This window comes from Bacteroides stercoris ATCC 43183 (genome assembly GCF_025147325.1).
GTDB classification, from domain to species: Bacteria; Bacteroidota; Bacteroidia; order Bacteroidales; family Bacteroidaceae; genus Bacteroides; species Bacteroides stercoris.
Genome location: NZ_CP102262.1, coordinates 1146571 through 1172046 on the forward strand (window position 1 = coordinate 1146571; position 25476 = coordinate 1172046).

The 25476-nt window shown below is 44.1% G+C and carries 20 protein-coding genes; 18 read left to right on the forward strand and 2 right to left on the reverse strand.

The window, feature by feature from the left end; translation table 11 throughout:
• Positions 1 to 3: 3 nt before the first annotated feature.
• The 8 genes from NQ565_RS04695 (at position 4) to NQ565_RS04730 (ending at position 12709) form a co-directional block, all read left to right on the forward strand.
• Positions 4 to 1503: a hypothetical protein gene (locus NQ565_RS04695; RefSeq protein WP_005656277.1), complete on the forward strand. Its 1500-nt coding sequence runs from the start codon at positions 4 to 6 to the stop codon at positions 1501 to 1503.
• A 10-nt stretch (positions 1504 to 1513) separates the two neighbouring features.
• Positions 1514 to 4789 (forward strand): SusC/RagA family TonB-linked outer membrane protein, encoded by a 3276-nt coding sequence (locus NQ565_RS04700; protein ID WP_005656278.1) that lies wholly within the window; start codon positions 1514 to 1516, stop codon positions 4787 to 4789.
• Positions 4790 to 4804: 15 nt separating this feature from the next.
• The gene (locus NQ565_RS04705) at positions 4805 to 6574 is read left to right on the forward strand and encodes a RagB/SusD family nutrient uptake outer membrane protein (RefSeq protein ID WP_005656279.1); all 1770 of its coding nucleotides are present in this window, start codon (positions 4805 to 4807) and stop codon (positions 6572 to 6574) included.
• 130 nt (positions 6575 to 6704) lie between these two features.
• Complete coding sequence (locus tag NQ565_RS04710) at positions 6705 to 8387, forward strand: alpha-amylase family glycosyl hydrolase (RefSeq protein ID WP_005656281.1); 1683 nt, start codon at positions 6705 to 6707, stop codon at positions 8385 to 8387.
• 7 nt (positions 8388 to 8394) lie between these two features.
• Positions 8395 to 10542 (forward strand): alpha-galactosidase, encoded by a 2148-nt coding sequence (locus NQ565_RS04715; RefSeq protein ID WP_005656282.1) that lies wholly within the window; start codon positions 8395 to 8397, stop codon positions 10540 to 10542.
• A 109-nt stretch (positions 10543 to 10651) separates the two neighbouring features.
• The gene (locus tag NQ565_RS04720; protein WP_016660807.1) at positions 10652 to 11815 is read left to right on the forward strand and encodes an IS4 family transposase; all 1164 of its coding nucleotides are present in this window, start codon (positions 10652 to 10654) and stop codon (positions 11813 to 11815) included.
• 130 nt (positions 11816 to 11945) lie between these two features.
• Positions 11946 to 12305, forward strand: a complete 360-nt coding sequence (locus tag NQ565_RS04725) for a hypothetical protein (protein ID WP_005656297.1) — start codon at positions 11946 to 11948, stop codon at positions 12303 to 12305.
• 143 nt (positions 12306 to 12448) lie between these two features.
• On the forward strand, positions 12449 to 12709 hold the full coding sequence (locus NQ565_RS04730) for a hypothetical protein (RefSeq protein ID WP_005656301.1): 261 nt from the start codon (positions 12449 to 12451) through the stop codon (positions 12707 to 12709).
• 169 nt (positions 12710 to 12878) lie between these two features.
• Here the strand turns inward: NQ565_RS04730 and efp are convergent, their stop codons facing one another.
• Positions 12879 to 13445 (reverse strand): elongation factor P, encoded by a 567-nt coding sequence (efp, locus tag NQ565_RS04735; RefSeq protein ID WP_005656303.1) that lies wholly within the window; start codon positions 13443 to 13445, stop codon positions 12879 to 12881.
• 189 nt (positions 13446 to 13634) lie between these two features.
• On the opposite strand from efp, the gene rpmH reads away from it, so the two are divergent.
• The 6 genes from rpmH (at position 13635) to NQ565_RS04765 (ending at position 18734) form a co-directional block, all read left to right on the forward strand.
• Positions 13635 to 13796 (forward strand): 50S ribosomal protein L34, encoded by a 162-nt coding sequence (gene rpmH / locus NQ565_RS04740; RefSeq protein WP_004292199.1) that lies wholly within the window; start codon positions 13635 to 13637, stop codon positions 13794 to 13796.
• 221 nt (positions 13797 to 14017) lie between these two features.
• Positions 14018 to 14671 (forward strand): PASTA domain-containing protein, encoded by a 654-nt coding sequence (locus tag NQ565_RS04745; RefSeq protein ID WP_005656345.1) that lies wholly within the window; start codon positions 14018 to 14020, stop codon positions 14669 to 14671.
• Between the two features lie 53 nt (positions 14672 to 14724).
• Complete coding sequence (locus tag NQ565_RS04750; protein WP_005656347.1) at positions 14725 to 15795, forward strand: RluA family pseudouridine synthase; 1071 nt, start codon at positions 14725 to 14727, stop codon at positions 15793 to 15795.
• Positions 15792 to 16766: a D-alanine--D-alanine ligase gene (locus NQ565_RS04755; protein WP_005656348.1), complete on the forward strand. Its 975-nt coding sequence runs from the start codon at positions 15792 to 15794 to the stop codon at positions 16764 to 16766. The genes NQ565_RS04750 and NQ565_RS04755 overlap by 4 nt, the downstream gene beginning before the upstream one ends.
• Positions 16767 to 16858: 92 nt before the next feature.
• On the forward strand, positions 16859 to 17998 hold the full coding sequence (locus tag NQ565_RS04760) for a 1-acyl-sn-glycerol-3-phosphate acyltransferase (RefSeq protein WP_005656349.1): 1140 nt from the start codon (positions 16859 to 16861) through the stop codon (positions 17996 to 17998).
• A gap of 49 nt (positions 17999 to 18047) precedes the next feature.
• Entirely contained in the window at positions 18048 to 18734 is a 687-nt protein-coding gene (locus NQ565_RS04765; protein WP_040315990.1) for a NigD1/NigD2 family lipoprotein, read from the forward strand.
• A gap of 89 nt (positions 18735 to 18823) precedes the next feature.
• Here the strand turns inward: NQ565_RS04765 and NQ565_RS04770 are convergent, their stop codons facing one another.
• Positions 18824 to 19609 (reverse strand): DeoR/GlpR family DNA-binding transcription regulator, encoded by a 786-nt coding sequence (locus tag NQ565_RS04770; protein ID WP_005656353.1) that lies wholly within the window; start codon positions 19607 to 19609, stop codon positions 18824 to 18826.
• 326 nt (positions 19610 to 19935) lie between these two features.
• On the opposite strand from NQ565_RS04770, the gene glpA reads away from it, so the two are divergent.
• From glpA to pgtP, 4 genes are read left to right on the forward strand one after another with little or no spacing between them, the layout of a single operon-like run.
• Positions 19936 to 21540, forward strand: a complete 1605-nt coding sequence (gene glpA, locus NQ565_RS04775; protein ID WP_005656355.1) for an anaerobic glycerol-3-phosphate dehydrogenase subunit A — start codon at positions 19936 to 19938, stop codon at positions 21538 to 21540.
• Positions 21541 to 21551: 11 nt separating this feature from the next.
• Positions 21552 to 22796 (forward strand): glycerol-3-phosphate dehydrogenase subunit GlpB, encoded by a 1245-nt coding sequence (gene glpB / locus NQ565_RS04780; RefSeq protein WP_005656357.1) that lies wholly within the window; start codon positions 21552 to 21554, stop codon positions 22794 to 22796.
• A 4-nt stretch (positions 22797 to 22800) separates the two neighbouring features.
• A complete protein-coding gene (gene glpC, locus NQ565_RS04785) occupies positions 22801 to 24054 on the forward strand; it encodes an anaerobic glycerol-3-phosphate dehydrogenase subunit GlpC (protein WP_005656359.1) in 1254 nt (417 codons plus the stop codon).
• A gap of 24 nt (positions 24055 to 24078) precedes the next feature.
• Positions 24079 to 25476, forward strand: coding sequence for a phosphoglycerate transporter protein PgtP (gene pgtP / locus NQ565_RS04790; protein ID WP_005656362.1), 1398 nt, complete (start codon positions 24079 to 24081; stop codon positions 25474 to 25476).

Here is a 25476-nt window from a genome sequence, read left to right on the forward strand (position 1 = left end):
ACTATGAAACAATTCTTTTTTATGTTGCTTTTGTTGGGAGTCGTCTTTGCAGGATGTAATGATGATGTGACTCCTCCGATTCCTGTGATTAAGGAATTTGAGCTTACAGTGTTGGATAAGGCGGATGTACCCATATCCAAAGCGGTGGTAAATATTTTTATGAGCCATAAACCGGATGTATTGGTTATGAGTAAAAATACGGATATTTTTGGTAAGGTGCACTTCTTGAACCTCAAGCCGGGAAACTATATTTTTACGGCGATGATGGGTGAGACGGAAATATTGAAGACTGATATGGTAGTGGACGACGATAATGCTCTAAATGTCGCTACGATGAAAGCTGACAATTATGAAATGACGGTGGCCGACTATACGGTCATTGTGAAGTCGGATAGAGGTGCTGCTATCTCTGGACGTAAGGTAGATTTGCTGACCAAAGAGGAGCAGGTTGTCTATAAGTCGGGGTTGACGGATGAGAAAGGTGAAATACTGTTTACTAAAATACCTTTGGATGATTATTTGATTAAAGTGTATGACGAAACGAATGAGGTGGCAGTACAGACAGAGGCTGTCTCTGTTGTTGAAGACGTTGCTAAAAATATATCCAATGTGGAGATCGTGAAGCTGATACATCATTCGGATATTGTTATTACGGGATTCCTTGTGGATCCGAATGGATCTGATTCTCCGAAACCGGGGACTGTGTCAGGCGGTGGTTTCGCTCATAAAGGCGGTTATGAGTATGTTCAACTGCTGGCATTGAAAGATATTAATTTTGATGAGACTCCGTATTGTGTCATTACGGGTATGAATGCTACGAATCCGGCTGATAAAACTTATCCTGCCGCCTTGGATGGCTGGGTAGAATCGAAAGGACAAAATACAAAAACTACTTATCAGATAGACATAAACTCCGGTAGTATAAAGAAAGGACAATTCTTCTATGTAGGTGGAGCAAGTTATATGATTGCAAGCTATTACAATGATTGGGGAAGTCCTATGATAGAGAAAGATAGATGGTGGGCATACGATTTCTATAATAAAAGAGGTAGTAACGATAATGGAGCGGTAAAAGGCAGTTCAGGTATATTCAATAATTTGAATTCCGATAAAAAGACGAATGTGCCCGACGGAATAGCAGTGTTTAAAGGAGTGAATATCGATAAGAACACAGTGCCTCAAGATGTTGTATTCTATGGTGGTGAGTCTCCCATCAGAAAAGAAGACCGTTATCTGATTACCGACAATGACCTGTATCGCACTGTAAACTCCAAAGGTGAACCGCAACCTTATTTTGGCGATGGAACGAATACTTGGTTTGCCAAGCAAGGACATAATGATGACGGATGTTACATAATGATGGGCGGAGAAGTTACGACAACCGAATGGCTGAAACCTCGTGTTGGTAAATTATACAAACTGAATGTGAAAGATGGTCCTGAAAGTGTAAGTGTAAGTGATATTGAAGCTGCTGAAGGAGTAACTGTATTTGTTGATAAATAAATCTGATAATATGAAAACAATAAATGTGAATAAAACTTGCCGTATAGCGGTGTTCTCATTGGCGTGCTGCCTGGCTGCGCCTTCATGGGCCGATGATTTGAATCGGGGTGAATGGGGTGTCCGTTATGAATCACAAGCTGTGATGCAGAAGGAATTGGTAAAGGGGTGTGTGCGCGACCAGAATGGCGAACCGTTGATCGGCGTAACTGTAAGAGTGCAGGGAACCTCACAAGGTACCATTACCGATATTGACGGAAATTATAGTTTGGCATTGCCAAGCAAACAGACCAAACTGGAATTCTCTTTTATAGGTTATAATACAGTAGTACTTACACCGGGCAGCCGGAATTCTTTGGATGTTACCCTTGAAGAGGATGTCAAGGCTTTGGATGAAGTGGTGGTTGTGGGATACGGTACTATGAAGAAACGAGATTTGGTAGGTGCAGTAGACCATATTAATTCCGAAGCATTGGAAGGACGTTCAACTCCGTCGTTGACACGTAGTTTGCAAGGGCAAATTCCGAACTTGAATATATCCATGCGTGACGGTAAGCCCGATCGCGGAGCGTCTTATAATATTCGCGGTACAACCTCTATTGGTGCAGGTGGAGAAGCACTGATTTTAATAGACGGTGTGGAAGGTGACCCGAATTCGGTGAATCCGCAAGATATAGAGAGTGTTTCTGTTCTGAAAGATGCTTCTTCGGCTGCCGTATATGGTGCTCGCGGTACTTTCGGTGTGGTATTGATTACTACTAAGAATGCGCAGAAAGGTGGCGTGAAAGTGAATTATAATGGTAGCTTCTCTTTCAGCCAGCGCACAGTAGAACCTGATTTGGTGACAAACGGATTGCAGTGGACAGATGACTTTGTAGAAGCTTTTGTGAACAATAAAGGAACCATGCCTACTTCTATCAATAATATATTCCCTTATACACCGGAGTGGCACGAAGAATTGCGTCGTCACGATGCGAATCCTGACCTGCCCAAAGTGCAGATAAACGAGAATACCGGACAGTATGAGTACTTTGGGAATACGGATTGGGACAAACTTCTCTATAAAGACGTGACAGCCGGGACAGACCACTCAATAAGTATTACAGGTGGCAATGATATAGCCAACTTCTATGTGTCGGGCCGTTTTTTCTCACAGGATGGTATCTACCGCGCCAATACAGATGATTACCAGCGTGGAAACTTTCGTGCAAAAGGCTCTATAAAAATCAAGCCTTGGCTGAGTATTGACAATAACTTTGATATGATGCACAAGACGTATCATTACCCTTTGATTTCGTATGATCAGACTTTAAATATCCAACGTAATATGGAACAGCAGGGCTTTCCGATGGCTGTAATGTACAATCCAGATGGAAGTCTGACGTATAGTGCTGTCTATTGTGCTGTGGGAGATTTCTATAATGAAAGCTCTTATCAGGACCAGACAACACTGCAATATAAGAATACTTTTGGAGTAAATATTACTCCTATCAAAGATGTGTTAAAATTTCGTGGTGATTTTACTTATGTCAATACGGCTTATAAGCGTAATCGCGTTTTGAATTATGTTCCTTACAGCACCGGTCCCGAACAGTTTGCGGAAAAGGGCAAGAGCCTTATGATGGATAATAAGGATGAAACCCGCTATATGGCAGCCAACCTTAATGGTACTTGGACTCCGAAACTGGGAGAAAATCATGCTTTGTCCGTAATGGGAGGCTGGAATCTGGAGACTTCCAATAAAGATACCTTTTATTCGGAAAGAGACGGTTTCCTTTTCCCCGACAGACCGAATTATGATTTAATGGATGGTTTGAACTATAAACTAGAACAAGGTGACAAGAACTGGTCTTATGTAGGTGTGTTCTATCGTTTGAACTATGGATATAAGGGACGTTATCTCATTGAAACAAGCGGACGTTATGACGGTTCGTCTAAATTCCCTGTTAATGAGATGTGGGGCTTCTTCCCTTCTGCTTCAGCAGCATGGCGCATCTCGGAAGAAAAGTTTATGGAGGGTACTCGTTCCTGGCTCGATAACCTGAAGTTGAGATTCTCAGTCGGTGCATTGGGCAATGGTAATGTAGATCCTTATAAGTTCTTGCCCACCATGAGTATTGATAAAACCGGTGTGATTGTAGGTGACGGACAAGTGAATTATACAAGTTATCCGGGGTTGATTCCTAATAATCTGACTTGGGAAAAGGTTACCACATATGATGTGGGTGTAGATGTGGATATGTTTAAAAACCGCCTGACGATAGGATTCGATTGGTACCGCCGTAATACGACTGATATGTATACCGTAGGGCCTACGCTTCCGGAAGTACTGGGTACTACTCAACCCAAAGGCAACTATGCCAATTTAAAAACAAAAGGATGGGAATTGACTCTTTCATGGAGAGATAATTTCAAGTTGGCAGGCAGCGATTTCCATTATGGAGTGAAGTTCATGTTATGGGATAGCCAAAGTTGGATTACCAAATATAACAATGCTACCGGTAAGTTGAGTGATTACTATGAAGGTTATCGCATTGGTGATATTTGGGGGTACAACATCGAAGGCTTGTTCACCAGTTATGATGAAATAGCTAATCATGCAGATCAGGATTATATAAAGATTTCAGACTCTAAGATATGGCAACCCGGTGACTTGAAATTTGCTGATTTGAATGGAGACGGTAAAATTGATAAGGGTGCACAAACGCTGAGCGATCATGGTGACTTGGTTATTGTCGGCAATGAGGAGGAACGTTATCACTACGGTTTCAATTTGAATGTAGGTTGGAAAGGCATCGGAATTTCCGCTTTCTTTCAAGGTGTAGGAAAAAGAGATTGGTATCCGGGACAGGAAACAGGATTTTTCTGGGGCAAGTACAATCGTCCTTACGGCTATTCGCTGAAGATGCATGAGAACCGTTGGACGGAGGAGAATCCTAACCCCAACGCTTATTGGCCCCGTTTGGTGGGATATTCTTCTGAAAATGGCGGACGTCCGATGGGAACGCCAAACAACCGCTATATGCAGGATGCTTCTTACTTGCGTCTGAAAGCGCTGACTGTTGATTATTCATTGCCGCAAGCATGGGTGTCTAAGTTAGGACTGACCGGATTGAAGATTTATTTTACAGGCGAAAATCTCTTTACTTTCTCCAATATATGTGAGAATTTTGACCCTGAAGTTATCAAGGGCGGTGATGTCGATTTGAAAGACCGTAAAGGTGAAGAACAAGGATATAGTTATCCGATGCTGAAAACGTATACGGTAGGATTGAATGTTTCATTCTAAAAAAGAGGGAAGATTATGAAAAAAATATATTTATATGCAATGGCATTGGGACTGATGTTCGCGTCGTGCGAAGATTTTTTGACTGAATATCCAAAAAATAAGATAACGCCTGACGATTTTTTTAAGACAGAGCGCGAGATAAGTCTTTATGCAAATTCTTTTTATGAAAAAGATATGCCAGGAGTTGGTGTAGCTACCGGAGACGGTGTAGCCGATATTATGGAGGTGGTTTCGGTAAGTTCGTATTTGACCTCGGGGTATGGGCCCGACAATCAAGGCGGATGGAGCTGGAGTGACTTACGGAATATCAACTATTTCATTGACCGCTTGAAACAGTCGCCTGTAAGTGATGATATTAAGAATAAATATATGGGATTAGCTAAGTTCTGGCGTGGCAAATTCTATTTTGAGAAAGTGAAAACTTTCGGTGGAGTTCCTTATTATGATTACTGTTTAGAGCCTGATGATGAAGCATTGTATAAACCTCGTGATTCAAGGGAGTTTGTAATGGATAAGGTGTTGGAGGATTTGAATGAGGCTGTAAAATACCTTACTGACAAGAAAGATGAAACTTGTACAACAGTAACCCGGTATGTGGCGTTGGCCATGAAAGCACGTGTATGTTTGCATGAAGGTACATTCCGCAAATATCATCCGGAAATGAATCTGCCGGATGCTGATAAATGGATCAGAGAGGCTGCTTTGGCGGCAGAAGAGTTGATAAATTCTAAGCAATATAAACTGTTGAATACCGGTGAAGCTGAAAAGGACTATCGTAAATTGTTTACAGCAGAGAACCGGGTAGGTGTGCGTTCTATTTTGGATGAGACTATTTGGGCACAGGTGTATGATGCAGAATTCCGTCGTTGGCACGATGTGACATGGAAGTATAACTCTGCAACGTCAGGCTCTCGTTGGTCATTGACTCGTTCCTTTGTTAATACTTATTTGATGAGAGATGGCAGTCGTTTTACGGATAAGGCAGGTTATGAAACGATGACTTTTCCGCAGGAAGTAAAAGATCGTGACTGTCGCCTGAAGCAGACAATTCGTACTCCGGGTTACAAACGTATAGATAAAGACAAGGAAATAACTGTTTTACCGGATTTTACTATCACATTGAGCGGTTATCACATGATGAAATGGTCTTTGGATAATACATTTTACGATGGCCAAGCAGAGGCTACAAATGCAATGCCTATATTCCGATATGCCGAGATATTATTGATTTATGCGGAGGCTAAAGCCGAGCTCGGTGAATTCACTTCGGATATATGGAATAAGACGATTAAATTGCTGCGCGAGCGTGCCGGTGTCAATGGTAAGGAACCGGAAACGGCGGATACTTATATGCAGGAAACTTATTATCCAAATATATCGGACAAGTATTTATTGGAAATTAGACGTGAACGTGCCATTGAGCTGATTGCCGAAGACCGTCGCTATGATGACTTGATGCGCTGGAAAGCTGCTGATTTATTGGCTGCAAATAGGACAAAATGGGAAGGTATTTACATCCCGAAAGTGAATGAAGGGTACGATTTGGACGGTGACGGAAAGAATGATGTATGCTTCTACAAAGGTACTAAACCCAGTATTGCAGGAGTTAAGTTTGTGCAGCTTGGCGGTAACCTTACTCTTTCGGGTGATAAAAGTGGTTATTTGGTTTGGGGAGAAGCATTCCAACGGGAATGGGATGATAAGAAATATCTTCGTCCTATACCGAGAAATGTTAGAGTGATAAATCCGGCTTTGGCACAGAATCCGGGCTGGGAAGAAAATTAAGTATAATATATAAATTGCTGTAATTTATATAAATGATGGTTGAGGCCGGGAGTGATGCGACATTGGGGTACATCTCCCGGTCTCTATTCTTTTTTTTATTGATTGATGTTTGAATTATTATAGAAAAACAATGAAAAGAGTAGAAATTATGAAATGGATTATATTTGTTAGTCTGTTCCTCGTTAGCGGAATAGTAAAGGCACAACATCTTCCGCAGTGGTTGGAAAAGGCGGTGGTTTATCAAATCTATCCGGCCTCTTTCAAAGATAGTGATGGTGACGGTATCGGCGACTTGAAAGGAATAGAATCGCAATTAGATTATATCAAGTCCATTGGAGTGAACACGATTTGGATTAGTCCGGTATTTTCTTCTGAGTTTTTTGATGGTGGATACGATGTGACAGATTTCTATTCTGTGGATGAGCGTTATGGAACAAATTCTCAGTTGGTGAGTCTTGTACAGAAAGTACATGAAAAAGGAATGAAGATTTTTATGGATCTTGTAGCAGGGCATACTTCTGACAAACACCCTTGGTTTTTACAATCCAAGCAGTCTGATGCGAATTTACAGTATAGCGATTATTTCATTTGGACACCTTCAAAAACGGAAAAACCGAAACAGTTTGTCTCTACAGATTGTGAGCGCGACGGTAATTATATGAAGAATTTTTTCGATTGCCAGCCGGCACTGAACTATGGGTATGCCAATCCCAATCCGGAGCATCCTTGGGAACAATCGGTAGATGCCCCTGGTCCGCAAGCAGTTCGACGTGAATTGAAGAATATTATTTCTTTTTGGATGGACAAAGGTATGGATGGCTTTCGGGTGGATATGGCATACAGTCTGATAAAGAATGATCCGAAGCATATCGAGACAAGCCGTTTATGGACAGGTATTAGCACTTGGTTCAAAGAAAAATATCCAGAGGGAGCTTTTATTGCCGAATGGGGAGAGCCAACCAATTCTATTGGTGGCGGATTCCATATCGATTTTCTGTTCCATATCGGACGAAAGGGGTATACTTCCCTTTTCTTCAATAAGAAAAAAACGGAAGATATCAATTGTTATTTCGGGTTGGAAGGAGCAGGACAAGTTAAGCAGTTTATAGAAATGTACCAAAAAGAATATGGAAAGACGAAAGGAAAAGGATATATCTCTCTACCGACTTCCAATCATGATATATGGCGTCTGGCTTGTGGAAAACGTACAGATTTGAAACAGTTGAAAGTAGCAATGACTTTCTTATTGACTATGCCAGGAGTTCCTTGCATCTATTATGGTGATGAAATAGGTATGAAGTACATTGAAGGACTGCCAGATGTTGAAGGTAGTGTACTTGCTTCGCGAAATCGTGCCGGAAGTCGCACGCCGATGCAGTGGAACGGGTCTGTTAATTTTGGCTTTTCTACTGCTCCCGCAGAAAAGTTGTATATTCCGGTTGACCCGGAAGAGGATGCCCCCACTGTGGAACAACAGCAGGCAGATGAGAACTCTTTGCTGAATTATGTACGTGATGTATTGAAATTGCGTGGTTCTTCCAAGGCCTTGGGAAATACGGGAGACTGGAAGATGATCAGTAATGTGGAGCAGCCTTATCCTTTGATCTATTTGCGTGAAGCGGATGGAGAACGTTATTGTGTAGCTGTGAATCCAAGTGCTAAGAAAGTGGCAGCTAAATTTCCGGCATTCAAGTCTGGAAAATGGGAAATAGTGATAGGTGATAAGAAACAGGTAAAGTATAAAGCAGGCACAATAGAAGACCGCATAAACATGTCACCTGTATCTGCTGTGATTTTCAAGATTAATAAATAATAGTATCATGAAAAAACAACTGCTTATTTCTTTTTTTGCATTATTATCTTTAGTGTGTATAAATGCGGAGAATAATAGAACAATTCGTATCTCTACCGATAATATAGATTTGATACTTCAAGTTGGAGAAAATGGGCGTTTGTATCAGACTTATTTAGGTAAGAAATTGTTGTATGAACGAGATGTACGGGATTTTCCATGGAATGTATATGCTGCCTCGGACGGTAGTGTCAGTAAACGTGGTTGGGAGGTGTATAGTGGCTCTGGCAATGAAGATTTTTTTGAACCTGCCCTTGGTATCAGTCACAGTGATGGAAATCTTTCTACTATATTATATTATGTTACTTCATACAATCAACCGGTGGAAGGAGGTGTGGAAACAGTCATACAGTTGCGCGATGATCAATATCCGGTAGATGTAATCTTACATTATGTAGCTTATCCGAAAGAGAATATCATCAAAACTTGGAGCGAAATCAAGCACCAAGAACGGAAACCGATTATTTTATCTACTTATGCTTCCACAATGCTTTACTTTAATAATTCCAGTTATTATCTGACTGAATTCAGCGGTGACTGGGCTAAGGAAGCGCATATGAGCAGTCAGCAATTGCAATTTGGTAAGAAAGTGATCGATACCAAACTTGGAAGTCGTGCTGCCATGCATGCTTATCCTTTTTTTGAAGTAGGATTAGACCAGCCGGTCAATGAACATCAGGGGACGGTTCTGATGGGTACTTTAGGGTGGACCGGTAACTTTCGTTTCACCTTTGAAGTAGACAACGTGGGCAATTTGCGCGTTATTCCTGCTATTAATCCTTATGCCTCCAACTATGAGCTGAAGGCTGGTGAAGTTTTTTCTACGCCTGAGTTTATTTTTACTTTAAGTTACAATGGCACAGGAGAAGGTAGCCGAAACTTTCACGAATGGGCTATTAATTATAGTCTTAAAGATGGGCAAAACGACCGCATGACATTATTGAATAATTGGGAGAATACAAAGTTCAATTTCAATGAGGAAATACTTGTTAAATTGATGAAAGAGGCTAAATATTTGGGAGTAGATATGTTTTTGCTGGATGATGGATGGTTTGGCAATAAATATCCTCGTAAGAATGATCGTGCCGGTTTGGGAGATTGGGAAGTAACTCAAGATAAGCTTCCCGGTGGAATATCTGCTTTAGTGAAATCGGCTGAAAAAGCAGGAGTAAAATTTGGAATTTGGATTGAACCGGAAATGGTAAATCCAAAAAGTGCATTGTTCGAAAAGCATCCTGACTGGGCTATTAAATTGCCTAATCGAGAAACCTATTATTATCGTAATCAGTTGGTATTGGATTTAAGTAATCCCAAAGTACAGGACTATGTTTATAATGTTGTGGCAGGTATTTTAGAGGAGAATCCAGGTGTAGCTTTCTTTAAATGGGATTGCAATAGCCCGATTACCAATATCTATTCTCCTTATTGGAAGGAGAAACAAGGACAGTTGTATATTGAGCATGTGCGTGGTATTTATAATGTCTTGAAACGTATTAAGAAAAACTATCCTGATGTACCGATGATGCTTTGTTCTGGTGGGGGTGCAAGGTGTGATTATGAAGCATTAAAATATTTTACGGAATTTTGGTGTAGTGACAATACCAATCCTGTGGAACGTATTTATATTCAATGGGGTTTTTCTCAGTTTTTTCCGGCTAAAGCCATGTGTGCACATGTAACCGGTTGGAACAAGGCAGCCTCTGTCAAATTTCGTACGGATGTGGCTTCCATGTGTAAACTCGGTTTTGATATAGGATTGAAAGAGCTTACTACCGGTGAAATTGCTTATTGTCAAATGGCTGTAGCCAATTGGAAACGCTTACAAAATGCCATAATGGATGGTATGCAATACCGTTTAGTTTCTCCGTATGAAAGTAATCATATGGCCATTAACTATGTAAGTAAAGATAGGGATAAAGCTGTTTTGTTTGCCTATGATATTTATCCTCGTTTTAAGGAAAAACTAATGCCGGTGAAGCTACAAGGATTAGATTCGAATAAACAATATAGAGTAGACGAAATCAACCTGATGCCTGCTACACACTCTAAATTGAAAGCGAATGGGAAAATTTATTCCGGAGACTTTTTAATGAAAGTTGGCACTACTGTCCCGTAAAAGTGGATAAATAGTTCTTTGAAATTATTGAAATATAGTCAATTACACGGTTTTTTGAAATGAAACGGACTTGATTTTGCAACTTTGCAGTCTAATACAAATGGCTGCTATGTTCCAAGACAAATACGTATTCTCTCAATTAACCGCTTTTCTGAACAGGACTCAGTTCAACAACTATGTTCGCAAGTATGATGGCAACAGATATGTGAAACATTTCACTTGCTGGAATCAGATGCTCGCGATGATGTTTGGACAACTGAGTAACCGTGAGAGCCTGCGAGACTTAGTCGTTGCTTTCGAGGCGCATAGGGCCAAGCAATATCATCTTGGTTTAGGTCGTGAACCGATAGCCAAGACAACTCTTGCGACAGCGAACCAGAACCGTGATTACAGAATCTTCGAAGACTTTGCATTCTATATGATGAAGGAAGCCTGCGAGAAGCGGACGACCAACATCCTTGACATTTCCGGAAAGAAATATGCGTTTGATTCAACAACGATTCCGTTGTGTCTTGCAACATTCCCATGGGCAAAGTTCCGAAGCAAGAAAGGAGGGGTGAAAGCTCATGTCTTATACGACATTGAAGCACAAGTTCCTGCCTTCTATACTGTAACTACTGCATCAAAGCATGATTCCACAGCAATGTCTTCAATCCATTATGAACCAAATGCTTATTATATATTCGACAGGGCTTATGACTCCTTTAAAGAACTCTATAGGATACATCTTACAGACTCTTTCTTTGTTGTCAGAGCCAAGACGAACTTAAAGTATAAGACAGTCAGATGGAAGCGAAGAATGCCAAAGAACATAATGACAGATGCGGAAGTGAAACTGACCGGATATCTCTCCGAGAAAAAATATCCTGAGTCATTCAGACTCGTCCGATATTACGACGAAGAGGATGACCGTGAGTTCACTTTTTTGACGAATGCAAAACAACTTTCTGCACTGGATGTCGCCGATCTTTATAAGAAAAGATGGTTAATCGAGCTGTTCTTCAAATGGCTCAAGCAGCATCTCAAGATAAAGAAATTCTGGGGCACAACAGAGAACGCTGTTCGCATACAAATCAGTGTGGCTATTATCACGTACTGTCTTGTGGCTATTGTCCAACATGATATGAAGTTGAAACGTTCAACCTATGAAGTTTTACAAATTCTCAGCATATCATTGACTGACAAAACCCACTTGCGTGACCTGTTCGACAAGACTAATTTCAATGATGTCAAAGATCTAAATGATCCCCTGATTCCGGGGCTTTTTGATTAATTGTTTAACTCGTCCCATTTTAACGGGACACTAATGAAAAATAAAAATAAAAAAAACAGGTCTTCTTTCATGGTGCTTTTTTTAAATATTTTTTTATATATTAGGCAAATATAATTAAAAATAATCAATTATGAAAAACTTGTTAGTGAAAATCCTGTTTGTTGTTGTAGGACTTGTAATCGGTTCTTGTTCGCAAAGTGAAATAGAGGAGCAAGTCTTAAAGCCAAGTGTTGAACAAGTTCAAATGGAAGAACTAATTCAATATGTGGAAGATATAAAACCTTATGTGCCTGCTCCGCTTGATGTGCACACTCGTGGCTTTTGGAGTTCTTTTAGAAGCTGGTTTAAAAATCTAGGAAAAGCTGATGCCGGTGGCTATAGATGGGGACGTGATAATGGAATGAATTTTTGGAGAGGACTTCGTGTTTCTTTAACAACATCTTTGGTAACGGCAATAAATGGGGGGATGCTCGAACTGCCTGGAAGATAAATGATGAATGGAAAGTGTATTCTAACTCTTCAAGGCAACATAAAGAGTTGGGTAATAGTCATAATAGGGCTATCTATGAACTTTGTCGGGAGAATCCAACCCTTAGATATGGCAGTAATATCAGTGATTCTGCTTTGTCATCGATGATTGAAACGAAACTTAAGCAGATGGGGTATAGTGATGTTGGTATATCTTCTTTAGAATGGGGAAATATAATAATTCTTATAAGAAATTTGAAAAATGCACTTAACACGTCTTCAGATTTGAATAATGTTTTTATTGCAGGAATTTCAAGCTCACCAACTTTGGACTATCAGTTTTTGGATGAATATTTAGATTCTGTTCTTTTGTTGGAAGATAGAGAAGAAATGATTACTTTTACGAAAAAATATATACAAAAATAGACTCTTTACCAGGGGTGAAAAAAGAGTTGTTAAAGGGAATGGTTTCGATTGCATTGTGCAGTATAAACCTTTGGGTTCCTGTTTAATAAACATCTCTTTTGAGAAAAAAGCCGTCTGAATGAGTGCTCAGTCAGGCGGCTTTTAATATTCTTAAGAGAAATGATTCCTCTTATGCTTTTACGCGGCTTACGTAAGAACCGTCGCGAGTGTCGATTTCGATAGTCTCGCCTTCGTTGATGAACAACGGTACACGTACGGTTGCGCCGGATTCTACGGTTGCAGGTTTCAGCGTGTTGGTAGCCGTATCGCCTTTCAGACCCGGTTCGGTGTAAGTAATCTTCATCTGAACCTTCACGGGTACGTCAGCATACAGAACGGTTTCGGTAGAAGCATCGGACACAACGTCTACAACCATTCCTTCGAGCAGGAAGTCCACACCGTTAATCAGGTCGTGGGCGATGGGAATCTGGTCGAAAGTTTCCTGGTTCATAAACTGGTAGTTGTCACCGTCGTGATAGAGATATTGGTGCGGACGGCGTTCTACGCGTACGTCTTCCAGCTTTTCACCGATGTTGAAGCGGCGTTCCAGCACATAGCCGTTGACTACATCTTTCAGCTTGGTACGCATGAAAGTATTACCTTTTCCCGGCTTCACATGCAGGAAGTCGATGCAGAAATAAAGCTTGCCGTCCATGCGGATGCAAGTTCCGATTTTAATGTCTTGGGCATTAATCATACTTTATAGTCTTTATTATTGTTATTTATTAAGATGTTTCGCTCAATTTGCGAGTGCAAAAGTAATGGAAATCGGTAAAAAACACAAAAAGTTTTGAGATAAAAAGAGTTATCTCTTGGTTATTTTAGAAAAAGTCTCTATTTTTGCAGCCCGATTACGTAGAATAATAACATAAAACAAGATACAGTAATGAAAAGAACATTTCAACCTTCTAACAGAAAGAGAAAAAACAAACACGGATTCCGTGAGAGAATGGCTACAGCTAATGGTCGTAGAGTATTAGCCGCACGTCGTGCCAAAGGCAGAAAGAAACTGACTGTTTCTGACGAATACAACGGAGTGAAGGCATAATCATTCCTTTTAATAGAGATAAGAGAGCCGCAAAGGACTGGTAACAGTGTTTTGCGGCTTTTCTTTTGTGAAACTTTCAAGAAAACATCATTGCAATGCGCCTAAATTGCATTATCTTTGCATCAAAAGCGAAGATAAACTGCACCCCGGCATAAAAAATGAACGGGTTCATTTTATTCTGCTCTCGGTTTGCATTATCTTTGCATCAAATTGTAGTGATTATGACTATAAAGGAATTTTTTTCTTTCCGGCAGAACAAATACTTCTGGATAAACATCCTGGCAATGATTGCCGTGGTAGTGTTGTTGATGTTCGGAACATTAAAAGGAATCGATATATATACCCATCACGGCGAGGCTGTGGTAGTGCCCGATGTGAAAGGCATGACGGTGGCGGAAGCCGGAGCGGTGTTTGACAGCCGGGGACTGGCTTGTATCGTTTCCGACTCCACGTATGTCAAGGATAAAACTGCCGGCTGCATCCTGGACTATAATCCGGCTGCCGGGCAGAAGGTGAAAGAGGGGCGTATCATTTATCTGACAATCAATGCTATCAATATACCTTTGCAAGTCGTTCCCGATGTGGCGGACAACAGTTCCCTGCGTCAGGCGGAAGCGCGTATCCTGGCTTCGGGCTTCAAGTTGAATGACATCCAATATGTGCCCGGCGAAAAGGATTGGGTGTACGGCGTGAAGTACCGTGAGCGTATGCTCGCTATCGGTGATAAAGTGCCTATGGGTGCAACGCTGACTTTAATGGTAGGCGATGGCAACAGGGAAGTGATGGAAGGCGATTCTTTGTCTGCGGACGAAAGCATGGGGAACCCGGACGAAGCCGTTTCCGAAGGTTCTGCTGCCGACGAATCCTGGTTTTGATGTTAAAGGTGTGCGAGAGTGAAAGTGTCTTTAATCCGTAAAAAGGACAAACGATGATCGAAGAGTTACCGGACGACATAGAGAATGATGTACTGGACGATATAGAACCTGTAGGTGACGAGTCGCAGCTTTACGAGCACTTCCGCGTAGTAGTGGATAAGGGGCAGGAGATGGTGCGTGTGGACAAGTATCTGTTCGACCGCCTGACCAATGCCTCGCGCAACCGTATACAGAAAGCTGCCGATGCCGGATTTGTGATGGCGAACGGCAAACCGGTGAAGAGCAGTTACAAGGTGAAGCCTCTGGATGTGATAACGGTGATGATGGACCGTCCCCGCTATGAGAACGAGGTTATTCCCGAAGATATTCCCCTGGATATAGTGTATGAGGACAAGTACCTGATGGTAGTCAACAAACCGGCAGGGCTGGTGGTGCACCCCGGACATGGGAACTACCGTGGCACGCTTGTCAATGCCATTGCCTGGCACATGAAAGATATTCCCGATTATGATGCCAACGACCCGCATGTGGGGCTTGTGCACCGTATCGACAAAGATACATCCGGTTTGCTGGTAATTGCCAAGACGCCGGATGCCAAGACCAATCTCGGTCTTCAGTTTTTCAACAAGACCACCAAACGCCGTTACCGCGCCCTTGTCTGGGGAAATGTGGGACAGGACGAAGGCACAATCGTCGGTAACGTAGGCCGTAATCCCAAAGACCGTATGCAGATGACCGTCCTTCCGGACGACCAGGGCAAGCATGCCGTTACCCACTACCGTGTGTTGGAGCGCTTGGGGTATGTGACGCTCGTGGAGTGTGTGCTCGAAACGGGCCGTACCCACCAGATCCGTGTACACATGAAACACATCGGGCATATTCTCTTTAACGATGAACGCTACGGCGGTCATGAGATTCTGAAAGGAACTCATTTTGCCAAATACAAACAGTTTGTAAACAATTGCTTCGATATTTGTCCGCGGCAGGCGTTGCACGCCATGACGCTGGGGTTTGTGCATCCCGTTACCGGAGAAGAAATGTACTTTACCTCGGAGCTGCCGGACGACATGAACCGGCTGCTCGATAAGTGGAGAGGCTATATTAGTAATAGAGAATTAGAATGAAACGCACAATCGCTATTGTATGCGGAGGAGACACTTCCGAATTTGAGGTCTCCTTACGCAGTGCACAAGGAATCTACTCCTTCATCGACAAGGAGAGATACACATTATATATTGTGGAGATGCGCGGGACCGACTGGCACGTGCAGCTCCCCGACGGAACGAAGACTCCGGTAGACCGCAACGACTTCAGCTTCCGGCTGGACGGTGCGAAGGTAGTGTTCGACTTCGCCTATATCACTATCCACGGCACTCCGGGAGAAGACGGACGCCTGCAGGGGTATTTCGATATGCTTCACATCCCTTATTCCTGTTGTGGGGTACTTGCCGCCGCACTGACGTATGACAAGTTTGCCTGCAACCAGTATCTGAAGGCGTTCGGCGTGCGCATTGCCGATTCCTTGCTGCTTCGTCAGGGACAGTCGGTTTCCGATGAAGATGTAATCGGGAAGATAGGCTTGCCTTGTTTTATCAAACCCAGCCTGGGCGGTTCCAGCTTCGGTGTGACGAAGGTGAATGTGAAGGAACAGATACAACCCGCCATTGCAAAGGCTTTTGCTGAAGCCAAAGAAGTTTTGGTAGAGGCTTTTATGGACGGTATGGAGATTACCTGCGGCTGCTACAAAACCAAAGAGAAGTCGGTGGTATTTCCTATTACGGAGGTGGTGTCGCATAACGAGTATTTTGACTATAAAGCCAAATATAACGGTGAGTCGGACGAGATAACTCCGGCGCGCATCCCCGATGAACTGCGCGACCGCGTACAGAAACTCACTTCCGCCATTTACGACATTCTCGGCGCTTCCGGAATTATCCGCGTCGACTATATCATTACCGAAGGAGAAAAGATAAATCTGCTGGAAGTGAACACCACTCCGGGTATGACTGCCACCAGTTTTATCCCGCAGCAGGTGCGCGCGGCGAACCTGGATATTAAAGATGTGATGACAGATATAATAGAAAACCAATTTTAGATATTAACTATTAGGTATCAACCGGCTATCAGATGCCCGCTTGTTAGTCTTGAAACCAAATACTTATTGTTTAAAATTTAAAATTGCATATCATGGAATTTGAAGAAATCCGCCCTTATCATGACGAAGAATTACCTCAGGTTTTTGAGGAATTGATTGCTGACCCGGCGTTCCAACAAGTGGCTTGCGCCGTTATGCCGGGTGTCCCTTTTGAAGCTATCGCGCAAAAGATGCGTGCAAGCAAGACCAAGCAGGAGTTTCAGGAAAATCTTTGCTACGGCATCTTGCATAAATTGGCCAAAGATACTACAGACGGACTGATATTGGAGAGCATGGCTGTGCTGAACAAACAGTCGGCCTATACCTATGTCTCCAATCATCGGGACATTATTCTCGACTCCGGTTTTTTGTCTGTTCTCCTGGTGGAGCAGGGATTGGACACCGTGGAAATCGCTATCGGTGACAATCTGCTGATTTATCCCTGGATCAAGAAACTGGTGCGTATCAACAAATGTTTCACCGTACAGCGCGCGCTGACCATGCGCCAGATGCTGGAATCGTCCATACGGATGTCTCGCTATATGCACTACACCATTGCGGAGAAAAAACAGTCTATCTGGATTGCCCAGCGCGAAGGGCGTGCAAAAGATTCCAATGACGTTACGCAGGACAGCGTTCTGAAGATGCTGGCAATGGGGGGCGATGGAGACATTATCACCAATCTTCAGGAATTGAATATCGTTCCGCTCTCCATTTCGTACGAATACGACCCTTGCGACTATCTGAAAGCGCAGGAGTTCCAACTGAAACGCGACATACCCGACTATAAGAAAACCACGGATGATGACCTGCTGAACATGCAGACCGGACTTTTGGGATATAAGGGCCGCGTCTGTTTCCGTATGGCATCCTGTATCAATGAGGATTTGGGCGAACTGGAGCGGACATTGCCGAAACCGGAGCTGTTCGTAGCCATATCTGCTTTGATTGACAAGCGTATCCATGCCAACTACCGTATTTTTGCCACCAATTACGTGGCTCACGATTTGCTGTATAAGGAAGAACGCTTTGTAGAGCATTATACCGCAGAGGATAAGAAGCGTTTTATAAGTTATATCGACGGACAGTTGGAACGTATCACCCTTCCCAATAAGGATGTGGACTTCCTGCGTGAGAAGCTGCTGCTGATGTATGCCAATCCGCTGACGAATTATCTGGCTGCAACCAAATGATGTTTTTGCCGTGCGCCGGAGTGGAATTGTAACAGTTTGCGTGGTAAGTATGAAAAAACATTGCTGTAGTCTGCTTGTCGTCCTGCTGTCGTGTCTGCTGGCATCGTGCGGAGACGATGATTACCGCTATCCTTCCGTGAAGCAGGATTTCCTGACTGCATTTTCCGGAATGGACGGGCGGCTGGAATCGGTGCTGACCGATGAAGGTGAGCGGCTTCGGATTGTTGAAGGCGCATCGGGGCTGCGTGTAAGTGCGGACACGGCCATTCGCATCGTTGCCAATTACGAGACATTGGCAATTGGGGACGGCGATGTTGCGGGCGCAAAGCTGTATGCTTTGCTGCAAACGGTTTCTCCCGTGCCACTGGCTGCCGCGGAGTTTGAGGAGGGCGTGAAAACAGAACCTTCGGAGATACAGAGTATCTGGCGGGGGTATGATTATCTGAATATTATAGTAAAGGTAAAACAGCAGGGCAAGCATCTTTTCCATTTTGTGGAGGATGAGGCTGTTGTGGATGAAAACAGCGGACGTGTCAAGGTGCGGTTGACCTTGTATCACGAGGTAAGCAGCAGTGTGCAGGATTATGGCAAGCGTGCTTATCTGTCCGTCCCTTTAAAGCAATATATGACCGAAGGCGTGCGGGGGGTGGATGTCCGGTTTAGGATTTATACTTATTCCGGCTGTTTTAAGACTTATGTTTTGGACGAAGCGGGGCTTCGTGTAGAGGAAGGCTGATTTTATACATTATATATATAGATAAGAAAGTGTATCAAAGTGGGGCGGGATTTATATGCCGGTGCTTTGATACACTTTCTTGTCTATATTCAGATGCTGTTGTGATGAACGCTGTCGGCAATTGTCACTTCAATGCCCATTTCTTCCAGGCGTAAAGCGGTGGAAGGCGGGATGCGTGAGTCGGTAATAATGTGGTCTACATCTTCCATATCGGCAATCTTGCTGAAACCTCTCCGTCCGAACTTGGAGGAATCCGCAAGCACTATCGTTTTCTGGGCAGTCTGCATCATTACGCGGTTGAGGCTCGCTTCCATCATATTGGTAGTGGTGATGCCGAAGTCGAGGTCGATGCCGTCTACGCCGATAAACAGCTTGCTGCACGAAAAGTCTGCCAATATGTTTTCTGCATATTTCCCTACCACGGACAGACTGCTGTGCCGCAATATGCCGCCGAGTTGAATAATATAGATGTTCTTTTCGCTTGCCAGGATATTCGATACTTCCATGGAAGCGGTAATAACGGTCAGTTCATCTGCCGGAACGATGCTGCGGGCAAGTGCGTGCATGGTTGTTCCCGATGCTATCAATATGGAATCTTTGGGAGTGATGAGGCTGGCGGCTTTCATTCCAATCAGTCTCTTTTCTTCGACATACAGCTTTTCTTTCTCACTGACGTTCCGGTTGTCGATGTAAGGGTCTATCAAAATAGCCTTTCCGTGGTTTCGGTATAGTTTCTTTTCTCTTTCGAGGTCTGTTAAATCCTTACGTATCGTAACTGACGAAACATTGAGGTGTGTGGCTAAATCTGTTACCAAAATAGAATTATGCTGTATCAACAACTCCAGTATGATAGATTGTCTCTCTTCTTTTGTCATAATAGGCCTTAAATAGTATTCAATGCGCTAATATAGCTGAAAAAAACAGTATAAAGAAACTCAGAATGCTAAGAAATGATAAAATGTTTGTCCGATAATATTCCCTTTTGAAACGTAAGTATAATCTGTGCTTACAGGTATTAAACTTCTTGCCTGAAGATTTTTTTTCTGTTATTCAGTGAAAAAACAGCGAAAAAGTTTCGTAGTTATAAAAATAGCTTTTATATTTGTTGCGAAATGAAACCTTGTTTGTTTTGATAAGAAAGCAGCGGTGCTGTTATACTAATCTTGAAAATCAAACTGCGTTAACTAATATTATAAGAGACATGATACTTAATAGCGAGATTAACGAATTTGACGTCATCATTGTTGGCGGAGGCGCAACCGGAGCAGGTACGGCAAGAGATTGCGCTTTGCGCGGAATGCGCGTTTTGCTTGTTGAACGCTTTGATTTTGCTGCCGGCGCCACCGGACGAAACCACGGTTTGCTTCACAGCGGCGCCCGTTATGCAGTGACCGATAGAGAATCGGCAGCCGAATGTATTAAAGAGAATATGATTCTCCGGAAGATAGCACGCCATTGCGTAGAGGAAAACGGAGGTCTGTTTATCTCTCTTCCGGAAGACGACCTTTCATATCAAAACTTATTTGTAGAATCGTGCCGGGCAGCGGGTATCGATGCACAGGTAATCGACCCTGCAGAGGCGAGGTTGATAGAACCTTCGGTGAATCCTGCGATAATAGGTGCAGTGAAAGTGCCCGACGGTTCGATAGACCCTTTCAGACTGACGCTGGCAAATGTCATCGACGCCAAGGCTCACGGTGCGAAAGTGCTGGTGTATCACGAAGTGACCGCATTGATTCAAGAGCAGGGAAGAGTTGTAGGAGTCACGGTACTTAATCATAAAACAAAAACCGAACATAATTATTACGCACCTCTGACTATAAACGCGGGTGGCATTTGGGGACATGGCATTGCTGCAAAAGCAGGCATAAGGGTGGACATGTTCCCGGCAAAAGGCTCGTTATTGATTTTTGGGCATCGAATCAATAATGTAGTGCTTAACCGTTGTCGTAAACCGGCTAATGCAGATATTCTTGTTCCTGGAGATACAATCTGCTTGATTGGAACGACTTCCAGCCGCGTGGGTTTTGATGAGGTGGATGATGTGCGGGTTACACCGGAAGAGGTGGATTTGCTGTTGTCGGAGGGCGAGAAATTGGCTCCTGCTCTGGCTACAACCCGTATTTTGCGTGCATACGCCGGCGTTCGCCCGCTGGTGGCTGCCGATAATGACCCTTCCGGCCGTAACATCAGCCGCGGCATCGTGTTGTTGGATCACGAAGTGCGCGACGGTGTTCCGGGTTTCGTAACTATCACCGGCGGAAAACTGATGACATACCGGCTGATGGCGGAATGGGCCACAGACCTGGCTTGCAAGAAGCTTGGCATCGACAAGCCTTGCATTACAATGAACGACCCCCTTCCCGGTTCGCGCATGGAAGAGGATCGTTCGGGGGGCAAGCAGGTGGTGGCGGAACAACCAAAACGTTCTTCGGTAGGCCGTCACGGTGAAATGGCTGCCAGGATTGCATCGGAAAGCAAGTACGATAACAGCCTGGTTTGCGAATGTGAGGATGTGACCGTAGGTGAAGTGAACTATGCCGTGAACGAACTTGATGTGCACAACCTGATAGACTTGCGCCGCCGCACACGTGTCGGCATGGGTACGTGTCAGGGGGAACTCTGTGCCTGTCGTGCGGCAGGATTGCTGGGCGAGGCGCATAATTGCTCCCAAAAGGCGAAAGAGGATTTGGCTTCGTTCCTGAACGAACGCTGGAAAGGATTGTATCCTGTGGCATGGGGCGAGGCGCTGCGCGAAAGCGAATATACCCAGTGGATATATGGTGGAGTTTGTGGAATGGAATAAAATGAATAAAGATGAAATTTGATACTTTAATAGTAGGTGGGGGGCTTGCCGGTCTGACGTGTGGCATCCGTTTGCAGAAGAATGGCGTGAAGTGTGCTATCATTTCCACCGGACAAAGTGCATTGCATTTTTCTTCCGGTTCATTCGATTTGCTCAACGAACTGGCCGACGGGACAAAGGTGGATAATCCGCTTGCGGCTGCCGGCAGGGTTGGCGCAAATCACCCCTACGCCAAGCTGGACGGTAAGTTTGCATATTATGTCCGTGAGGCGAAACAGTTGTTCCTTGATTGCGGTATTGAAGTGAACGGTGATGCGGAACGTAATCATTTGCGTATAACTCCGATGGGCACGTTGAAGCCGACGTGGCTGACGTTCTCCGACTTCACGCAACTTTCATCGCCCCATGATATAGCAGGCAAGAAAGTGCTGGTGGTCAATATAGCCGGATTTCTTGACTTCAATACGAAGTTTGTAGCCGACAGTTTTGAGAAGTGCGGTGCTGAATGCCGTATATCTTCTATCAATCTTCCCGAACTGGAAAGATTGCGGATTAGTCCGACGGAAATGCGTTCCACCAATATTGCCAGGGTTCTGGAGAATGACAAAACGCTTGAGACTTTAATCAGGGAGTTGGCCGGAAAGGTATCCGGCTTCGACAGCGTTGCTTTGCCGGCTGTATTCGGACTGTCGTCTGCCGCACCGGTAAGAAAGCTGAAAGAAGCGTTGGACATTCCGGTATGGCTGATTCCGACAATGCCGCCCTCTGTGCCGGGCATCCGTGCACAGCAACAGCTACGCCGTTCTTTTGAAGCGCTGGGCGGAGTCTATATGCTGGGCGATACGGTAGTGAAAGCCGACTTCAAAGGCAATAGAGTGCAGGCGGTGTATTCCGTCAATCATGGAGATATCTCGTTTGTGGCGGAAAACTTCGTGCTTGCTTCCGGCAGCTATTTCAGCAATGGACTGGTGGCGCGGCCGGACAGTGTTATCGAACCGGTTTTTGGCAGTGATGTGGATTTTACGGCGGGCCGCGACAGTTGGTATGACAAATCGTTCTTCAACAAGCAGAATTATATGACGTTCGGTGTGGCCACCGACGCCAAGTTGCGGATAAAGATTAAGGGTGAAGTGCAGCAGAACCTGTTTGCAGCAGGTTCGGTACTGAGCGGCTCTAATACGATACATGAAGGTTGCGGTGCCGGTGTTTCCATGCTTACGGCATTGTTTGTAGCGGATAACTTAATAAAAGGATGACGTCATGAATATGCAGCAGAATAATATAAGCGAAAACAATTTTGAGCAATGTATCAAGTGTACGGTCTGTACGGTATATTGTCCGGTTATTCCGGTGAATCCCGAGTATCCCGGTCCGAAGCAGGCCGGTCCGGATGAGGAGCGTCTTCGCTTGAAGAGAGGCGAATACTTTGATGAGGCGTTGAAATATTGTCTGAACTGTAAACGCTGTGAAGTGGCTTGCCCGTCGAATGTGAAGATTGGCGACATTATCCAGTTGGCGCGTATCAAATACAGCAAGAAGAAACCGGCATTGCGCGATATTATGCTGGCAAATACGGATTTCGTAGGAACCATGGCATCTGCCTTTGCTCCCATTGTGAATACCACATTGTCTCTGAAGCCGGTGAAAATGGTAATGGACGGAGTCCTGAAGATAGACCATCATCGTGTGTTCCCGAAGTATTCTTCCCAGACATTCGAGAGCTGGTTCAAAAAGAATGCGATGGCTTCGCAGGATAATTACAAGAAGCATGTAAGTTTTTTCCACGGCTGTTATATCAACTATAATTTCCCTCAGTTGGGCAAAGATATGGTAAGCGTGCTTAATGCAATAGGCTATGGAGTGCATTTGCTTGAAAAGGAGAAGTGCTGCGGAGTGGCTTTGATTTCCAACGGCTTGATCAATCAGGCACGTAAGCAGGCTGAGGCAAATCTCCGTTCAGTCCGTAAGTCGGTCTTTGAGGATAAGCGTCCGGTCATCGGAGCTTCATCGACTTGTATTTTCACGATGCGCGACGAATACCCGCATCTGCTTGGCATTGACAATGCGGACGTACGCGACAGCATAGAACTGGCTACCCGGTTCATATTCCGTCTGCTCGAAGAGGGAAACGTAAAACTGAAATTCCGTGATGACGTGAAGATGAAGATTGCCTATCATACTCCTTGCCACATGGAAAAGCTTGGTTGGGCGTACTATTCCATCGCTTTGTTGCGCAGTATTCCCAATATAAACCTTACCGTGCTCAATTCCCAATGTTGCGGAATTGCGGGTACATACGGCTTTAAAAAGGAGAATTACGAAACATCGCAGGGAATTGGCGCTTCGCTGTTCCGGCAGATAGAAGAAGTGGCTGCCGACTTTGTCGCTACCGATTGCGAAACTTGCAAATGGCAGATTGAAATGTCCACTTCGGCAAAGGTGAAGCATCCCATTTCGATACTGGCAGAAGCGCTCGACCTGGAAGCAACCCGTAAATTAAACAGTGATAAATAATATTATTCTTAAAATCGTAGTACTATGTGGAATTTTTTAGCACCACCTGCTCATAAGCAGGAATTACCGGCAGAGAAGATTGATTCGGCGTATAAGAGTTACCGTTGGCAAGTCTTCCTGGGTATATTTATCGGTTACGCAGGTTTTTATATCGTGCGTAAGAACTTCTCGATGGCCATTCCGGAACTTGCCCAGTTTGGTTTTGAAAAGGGCGAGCTGAGTATCGTTCTCTCTATGAATGCCGTAGCTTATGCTTTGTCCAAGTTTCTGATGGGAAGCGTGTCCGACCGCAGTAACGCACGTGTATTTCTTCCGTTAGGATTGGTTTTGGCTGCCGTGTCCATGATGTTTATGATTGTGCCGGTGCAGTTCTTCGGCCCGGAACAGAAATCACTGGCCATTATCGTAATGGCTGTTTTAAATTTCCTGGTAGGTTGGTTCAACGGTATGGGATGGCCTCCTTGCGGACGTGTCATGACCCACTGGTTTTCGGTGACCGAACGCGGAACGATGATGTCCATCTGGAATTGTGCCCATAATGTGGGCGGTGCATTGGTCGGCCCGATGGCAGTTTACGGTGCGTTGTGGTTCGGTTCCTGGTTCTATGGTGCCGACGCATCCCGTTACTTCCTCATCGGTACGTATGTATTCCCGGCAGCGGTGGCTATTCTTGTAGCGTTGGTGGCATATTGCCTGATTCGCGATACCCCTCAGTCTTGCGGGCTTCCCACTATTGAGAAATACCGTAACGACTATCCTAAAAACTATAGCGAGAAGCAGGAAGAAGTGCTTACTGCAAAGGAGATTTTCTTCAAGCACGTATTCAACAACAAGATGCTTTGGTACATTGCTATTGCCAATGCTTTTGTCTACATGGTACGTTACGGATGTCTCGACTGGGCTCCTACTTTCCTGAAAGAAGCTCAGGGATATGATATCAAGCAAGCCGGCTGGGCATACTTTGCCTATGAATTTGCTGCAATCCCCGGAACATTGGTTTGCGGCTGGTTGAGTGACAAAGTATTTAAAGGCGGACGCGCAATGACTACTATCATCTTTATGGCTATCGTTGCCTTGTTCATCTTCCTTTATTGGCAGTTCTCCGATAACTATATAGTCGTAACCTTGTCTCTGATTGCTATCGGTTTCTTTATCTACGGACCGGTAATGCTGATCGGTGTTCAGGCGCTCGATCTTGCTCCCAAGAATGCCGCAGGTACGGCTGCCGGACTTACCGGGTTCTTCGGGTACTTCTTCGGAACCGCCATTCTTGCCAACGTCGTTCTCGGTTACGTAGCCGAAATGGCAGGCTGGGATTGGACGTTCATACTGCTGCTTATAGCTTGCGCCCTGTCAATTATTCTGATGTCCTTTACCTATAAGGACGAAAAGGCATTGCTTGCAGAAAGAAATAAAAAATAA